The 6130-nt window shown below is 60.6% G+C and carries 8 protein-coding genes; 5 read left to right on the forward strand and 3 right to left on the reverse strand.

The window, feature by feature from the left end:
- A partial coding sequence (ccoG, locus tag WBB85_RS14160; RefSeq protein WP_432639254.1) for a cytochrome c oxidase accessory protein CcoG occupies positions 1–935 on the reverse strand: 935 nt, incomplete at its 3' end.
- Between the two features lie 243 nt (positions 936–1178).
- Between ccoG and WBB85_RS14165 the strand changes: the two genes are divergently transcribed.
- Entirely contained in the window at positions 1179–2450 is a 1272-nt protein-coding gene (locus WBB85_RS14165) for an arylsulfotransferase family protein (RefSeq protein ID WP_432639255.1), read from the forward strand.
- A 368-nt stretch (positions 2451–2818) separates the two neighbouring features.
- On the opposite strand, the gene WBB85_RS14170 is transcribed toward WBB85_RS14165, so the two are convergent.
- Positions 2819–3334, reverse strand: coding sequence for a single-stranded DNA-binding protein (locus WBB85_RS14170; RefSeq protein WP_432639256.1), 516 nt, complete (start codon positions 3332–3334; stop codon positions 2819–2821).
- A gap of 251 nt (positions 3335–3585) precedes the next feature.
- Here WBB85_RS14170 and WBB85_RS14175 point away from each other — a divergent pair, with 251 nt between their 5' ends.
- The 4 genes from WBB85_RS14175 (at position 3586) to WBB85_RS14190 (ending at position 5665) form a co-directional block, all read left to right on the forward strand.
- Positions 3586–3840: a PepSY domain-containing protein gene (locus WBB85_RS14175; protein ID WP_432639257.1), complete on the forward strand. Its 255-nt coding sequence runs from the start codon at positions 3586–3588 to the stop codon at positions 3838–3840.
- Between the two features lie 56 nt (positions 3841–3896).
- A complete protein-coding gene (locus WBB85_RS14180; protein WP_432639258.1) occupies positions 3897–4433 on the forward strand; it encodes a cytochrome b/b6 domain-containing protein in 537 nt (178 codons plus the stop codon).
- Positions 4430–4966 (forward strand): helix-turn-helix transcriptional regulator, encoded by a 537-nt coding sequence (locus tag WBB85_RS14185; RefSeq protein WP_432639259.1) that lies wholly within the window; start codon positions 4430–4432, stop codon positions 4964–4966. Before WBB85_RS14180 ends, WBB85_RS14185 begins: the two co-directional genes overlap by 4 nt.
- 78 nt (positions 4967–5044) lie before the next feature.
- Positions 5045–5665 (forward strand): lytic transglycosylase domain-containing protein, encoded by a 621-nt coding sequence (locus WBB85_RS14190; protein ID WP_432639260.1) that lies wholly within the window; start codon positions 5045–5047, stop codon positions 5663–5665.
- A 20-nt stretch (positions 5666–5685) separates the two neighbouring features.
- On the opposite strand, the gene WBB85_RS14195 is transcribed toward WBB85_RS14190, so the two are convergent.
- Positions 5686–5973: a putative quinol monooxygenase gene (locus WBB85_RS14195; RefSeq protein ID WP_432639261.1), complete on the reverse strand. Its 288-nt coding sequence runs from the start codon at positions 5971–5973 to the stop codon at positions 5686–5688.
- Positions 5974–6130 lie beyond the last annotated feature (157 nt).

Raw genomic sequence — 6130 nt, forward strand, 5'->3', positions numbered from 1 at the left:
GCCATATAGCCGATCAGGCCGCGCGGCTTGCCGATCCGGTCCATCACCTCATCGCAGGCATCGATGCACAAGGCGCAGGTGATGCATTCCAGTTGCTGGCCTTCGCGGATATCGATCCCCACCGGGCAGACATTGACGCAGGCCATGCAGTCGATGCAATCGCCCTGTGCCACATCCGTCTCGGCCGCCTTCAGCTTGCCGCGCGGCTCGCCTCGCCAGTCGCGATAGGCGACGACCAGTGTATCCTCATCCATCATCGCCGCCTGAATGCGCGGCCAGGGGCAGGCATAGATGCAGATCTGTTCGCGGGCGAAGCCACCGAAAAAGAATGTGGTGAAAGTCAGGATCGCCATTGTCGTATAGGCGATTGGGTGGGCGTTGCCGGTGACCAGATCAACCGCAAGGGTCGGCGCGTCGGTAAAGTAAAAGATCCAGGCCCCACCGGTCGCAAGGCCGATCATGAGCCAGATGAACCACTTGGTCAGCCTGAGCCGCCATTTGCGGATATCCCATTTGGCGTTCCACAGGCGCACGCGGGCGTTGCGGTCGCCCTCAACCCAGCGTTCGACTAGGATGTAGAGGTCAGTCCACACAGTCTGCGGGCAGGCATAGCCGCACCAGACCCGGCCAAGGGCCGAGGTGAAGAGAAAGAGCCCCAGCCCCGCCATGATCAGCAGGCCCGCGATGAAATAGAATTCATCGGGCCAGATCTCGATCATGAAAAAGAAAAAGCGCCGGTTCGCCATGTCGACCAGAACCGCCTGATCGGGCAGGTTCGGCCCCCGGTCCCAGCGCAGCCAGGGCGTGATGTAGTAGATGCCCAGAGTGATCGCCATAATCACCCATTTCAGATTGCGGAACGCGCCACTCACGCGGCGCGGGAATACCGGCTCGCGCGCTGCATAGAGCGCCGGAGGATCCTGTGGCTGATTCATATGATCCAACTTTATCTGTTCGCAGCCCGCTTATCGCAGCCGATGTCTGGCCGATCATTGACACAGATCAAGTGTAACTGTGGCCTGGACAGGGGCAAATGCGTCTTTCCGCCCCAATAGGTCAGGGAACCGGGCCGCCAACCCGCATAAACCACCAAGAAGGTTTGATTCAGCCGCAGGGCGGTTTATGTCGGATCGGAAAGTGATTTCAAACTTGTATATGGACAGGGAAGCGGACGAAGCATGGCAAGGATCATCGGGGCGGTCGCGATTGCATTCCTGCTATTCATGCTGGGGATGGTCCTGGGAATAAAGTCGCTGCCGCCGGCAAAGCAGTTACAGGATGTGATTGCCTCGGCGGGGCAGATGAAGTCGCTTGCCGTCGCCGCATTCAAATCGCGTCCCGATCAGCATCTCAGCCGCCGCTGGTATCCCGACGATGGCGTCACTATCGCGGATACCGACAGGATGGCGCCGGGTGTGACCTTTGTCTCTGGCCTGTTCGGACAGCGGCTTGGGTTCCGGCTGTTCGGCGCGGATGGTCAGGTTCTTTACGACTGGCCCATAGATTTCTTCCAGATCGCGCCTGAAAAGATGCAGCACCGCTATCACGCGCTGATCCACGGCGCGCTGCTTTATCCGAATGGCGATGTTGTCGCCAATCTCGACGGTCGCGGCATGGTGCGTTTCGATGCCTGCGGACGGATCAAGTGGATGAACGAAGACCGCTCCCATCACTCCATTTTTGCGGACGAAACCGGCACTTTATGGGCCCCGATCGGGGTCGCCGACTATAACAACCGGGCGTTTGCCAACACCACGATCCGGCTTGACAGGATCGCCTCCTTCGACCCCGAAACGGGACAGAAACTGTCCGAAATCGATCTGGTCGACGCGATTGAGGCATCCGACATGATCGGGCTGATTCAGGATTACTACCGGCTGAAGGACGATGTCGTACACCTGAATGATGTCGAGGTGCTGAGTGCCGAGCTCGCCCCGGCATTCCCGATGTTCCGGGCGGGTGATCTGCTGCTGTCGCTGCGCAATCTCAACCAGCTCTGGGTGCTCGACGGCAAAACGCATGCAATCAAGTGGGTGTCTGCCGGAGCAACCCTCGGCCAGCACGATCCGGATTTTGAACCTGATGGCACAATCTCGGTGCTCGACAACCGCCCTCTCGCGCCGATCACCGCGCCTGACGGCTATCCCGGGGCCCATGGCGGCAGCCGCATCCTTGCCATCGATCCGGCAATCGGGACGCATGAAACGCTGTACCGTACCGACGCACGGAACACGTTCTACACCCCCTATCGCGGCAAACATCAGAAACTGCCGAACGGCAATCTTCTGATCGCGGAAACCGATGCCGGTCGGGCGTTCGAGGTGACACCGGCGGGCGAGGTCGTCTGGTCCTTCGTCAACGGCTGGGACGCAGAGACTGTCGGCTGGGTCCTAGATATCGGCCGCTACCCGGCCCAATACGGCGACTTCGCCGGGCAATCCTGCAACTAAAGCGTTTCGGGTTTTCGTTGAGATAACAAACAGCAGAAATCGAACGAAAAAGGTTCGAATTCTGATTCAATGCAAGCCCGAAACGCTATAGTCTCCGCTGCGCTCGACCTGTTAACGCTCAAATAGGCGCGGAAGCATCGCGATAAGATGTGCGAAGATCGTAGAGCGTGCGCTTGTGTCTTGGCCGATCACCATCGCTTGACGAATGCGGTATCTCCCCCGGATCGGTCTGCTCCGGCCGGATTGCTCTGCGCCGCACCCCGGACGCACATCTCCAGGAATTTGGCGGTCCGATTTCTGCAAAAAAGAAATCGGGCCGAAAACTATGAAAGTTTCCGGCCCCTAGACTGTCGTCCCTGCCCGTCGCGTCAGAACGGAATTTCGTCGTCCAGATCGGCCCGGCTACCGCCACCGCCGCCGCCCGACGATCCGCCACCATAACCACCGCCCTGACCGCCGCCGCCATAGCCGCCCGAAGATCCGCCACGATCATCGTCAAAGCTGCCGCCACCGCCGCCACCGCCGCCTTCGCCGCGACCATCCAGCATCACCAGCGTCGATGAGAAGTTCCGCAACACGACCTCGGTCGAATAGCGGTCGGCCCCGGACTGGTCCTGCCATTTGCGCGTCTCAAGCTGGCCTTCGATATAGATCTTCGACCCTTTGCGCAGATACTGCTCGGCCACCTTCACCAGCCCTTCGGAAAAGATCGCGACCGAATGCCATTCGGTCCGCTCGCGCCGTTCGCCGGTATTGCGGTCACGCCAGTTTTCCGACGTCGCAATGCGCAGGTTGCAAACCTTGCCGCCGTTCTGGAACGACCGCACTTCCGGGTCGCGCCCGAGATTTCCGACCAGAATGACCTTGTTCACCGATCCCGCCATGCCGGGTTCCTCCTCCGCGATTCTCGTTTGCCCCGTTAGACCATCCGGTGCCGGTCAAGAAAAGCACTCTTGGTTAAGAAACCCATAATTCCCCCGCGGAACCGCCGGCAAAACTCTGCGTACAACTTCGGTTGCAGGGCGGCCGAACCCCGGGCCCTCAACCTTCAGTGCAATGGAGGGGCTGGACCATATCCCCCAGATCGGTCGGGCAAGCCGCGACACCCCCGTCGCAGCAGAACCCGGAGATGACAATGACCAAACTCACAGTCACTGCCCTTGCCACGCTGATCGGCCTTGGCCTTGCCGTTCCCACCTTCGCCAGCGACGCACCCGATGCCGCGACGCAGGCAAAGATCACCGAACAGCTCAAGGCCGAAGGCTACGACGTCCGCAAGATCGACAGCGAAGACGGCATGATCGAGGTCTATGCGATCAAGGACGGCAAGATGTACGAACTTTATCTCGATGCCGACCTGAAGATCGTGAAGACCAAGGAAGAAAGCTGAGCGAAACCGGGCCGGGTGGCACCACGCCGCCCGGCGCGTTCGGAGGAGGGACAAAGATGAATGCTGTACGTGTCTGGGATCCGCTCGTGCGGATCTTTCACTGGTCGCTGGTCGCGGGCTTCACCGCCAATGCGCTGTTCAACGACCCCGAGGGCAAGGCGCATGAGGTGATCGGCCTTGCTGTGCTCGGCCTTGTGGCGGTTCGCATCGTCTGGGGGCTGATCGGCAGCCGCCATGCAAGATTTGCCGACTTTCCCCCGTCAATGTCAGCCTCACTCGGTCAGGTGACCGAAATGGCAACCGGCCGGAAGCGTATCCACAAGGGTCATTCGCCACTGGGCGCTTTGATGATCTACAACCTCCTCATGACGCTGATCGTTATTGGCGCCACAGGCTATATGATGACGACCCTTGCCTTTTTTGGCGTCGGCTGGGTGGAGGAAGCCCATGAGATTGCCGTGACCTGGGCCGAAATCAGCATCGTCGCCCATATCGCTGCGGTCTTCTTCGAAAGCCGCAGGCTCGGGATCAACCTTCCGAAATCCATGCTGACCGGATACAAGGATATTCCGGCAGCAGGGGATGACGGATGACGCAAGAAAAGGCGCCGGCACGGACCAAGGGGGCGGCGATTGTCGCCCTCATGCTGGTTCAGGGGTTTTGCGCCGCATTTTTTCTGACAGATCTGATTTTTGACTTCTTCGAGGAATCAGCCGCCGAAATCCTGACCTGGCATTTCGCGCTGGAGCTTCTGGCCAATCTGGGCCTCGTCGCGGGCGTGATTTTCGAAGGGGCCTATCTGGTGCGCCTTTTGCGGCGGCAGGCCCATGCCGACCGCGCCCTGTCGGTCGCCTCCGGCGCGCTGCACGAGGTCATGGAAGAGTATTTCGAAGAGTGGCGCCTGACCCCGGCAGAGGCCGATGTCGCGACGTTCACGATCAAGGGGTCTTCGATCGCCGAGATCGCCAAGCTGCGCGGATCGGCCGAGGGCACGGTCAAGACCCATCTCAACGCGATCTATCGCAAGGCTGGCGTGAATGGCCGGGGTGAGCTGGTCAATCTTCTGATCGAAGAGATTCTGGGCGGTTCCCTTCTGAAGGATGAAACGGCGGTAACGGCCGGTTGACCGGCGTGCTGGTCCGTCGGGCTGGCCTGCACGCGTTTTTTCGCTATAGTCGCGCCGGAACAGCCGGGTGAGGGGCATATGCAGAAATTCATGCTGGTCGGACTGACCGCCATGGCTTTGTCTGTGGGCGGTGCCGAAAATGGCGCGCGGGCCGAAGGGATCGTCTTTGCCAAATCCGGCTCGTCTCCGACCTCGCGGCTGGCAATGTTCCGCAAGCAGACCCAGGTTCTGGATAGCCGTGCGGCGACGCAATATGCCGCCTCCACCCGCCTGACGCCGCATGGCAAGGACGGCAAGACGGTTGCAACCGCGATCCCGTCCTATTCCGGCCGCTACCGGGGGCTTTACCTTGATGCGGCGAAACAGGCCGCCCGGCGGCATGGGGTGCCCGAGGATCTGTTCCTGCGCCTTGTGCAGCAGGAATCCGGCTGGAACGCCAAGGCCGTATCGCACAAGGGCGCCACCGGACTGGCGCAGCTCATGCCCGCGACGGCGCGGCGGCTGGGGGTCGACATGCACGACCCGCATGACAATCTCGACGGTGGCGCACGTTATCTGCGCATGATGTACGACCGGTTCGGCGACTGGAAACTGGCGCTGGCCGCCTATAATGCCGGGCCCGCAGCTGTCGAGAAACATGGCGGCGTGCCGCCCTACCGCGAAACCAAAGGCTATGTCCGGGCCATTCTGGGCAGCTGATTGCCGCACGGGGACAAAAGCTATTCCGGTTCGTCCCTGATTTCGTACTTTCTCGGGATGCCTTTTGTCGCCTTTGCCCAGAGGGTATCGACGGCACGCGCCTGGTGCGCATCGAAGGCCGCCCGGTCGGTGAAAGCCTCGCTGACGGCGAAACGGGTCGGGTCAGAATGTGACCTCAGTACTTCAAATCTGATGCATCCCGGTTCGGCCCGCGTCAGCCGGACATGCTCGGGCAGAAGCACGGCAACGCGGTCCGCCTCCTCAAGGCTGCGGCAGATCAGAAATCCGGATAGCGTGATACGCGACATCGGCCGGGCTCGGGTTGTTTCCTGCGTGCTGCCATGGTTTTGGCGGTGAAAGTGGATCAGGTCAATGCCGGGCACGGCAATAGCATGGTCTGCATCCGGAGAAGATCGGCTCGTTTGTAATTAAAGCCCTGTGCATCGCGAGGTGACATCTACATGC

This window comes from Albidovulum sp. (assembly GCF_049646345.1).
Classification (GTDB): domain Bacteria; phylum Pseudomonadota; class Alphaproteobacteria; order Rhodobacterales; family Rhodobacteraceae; genus Albidovulum.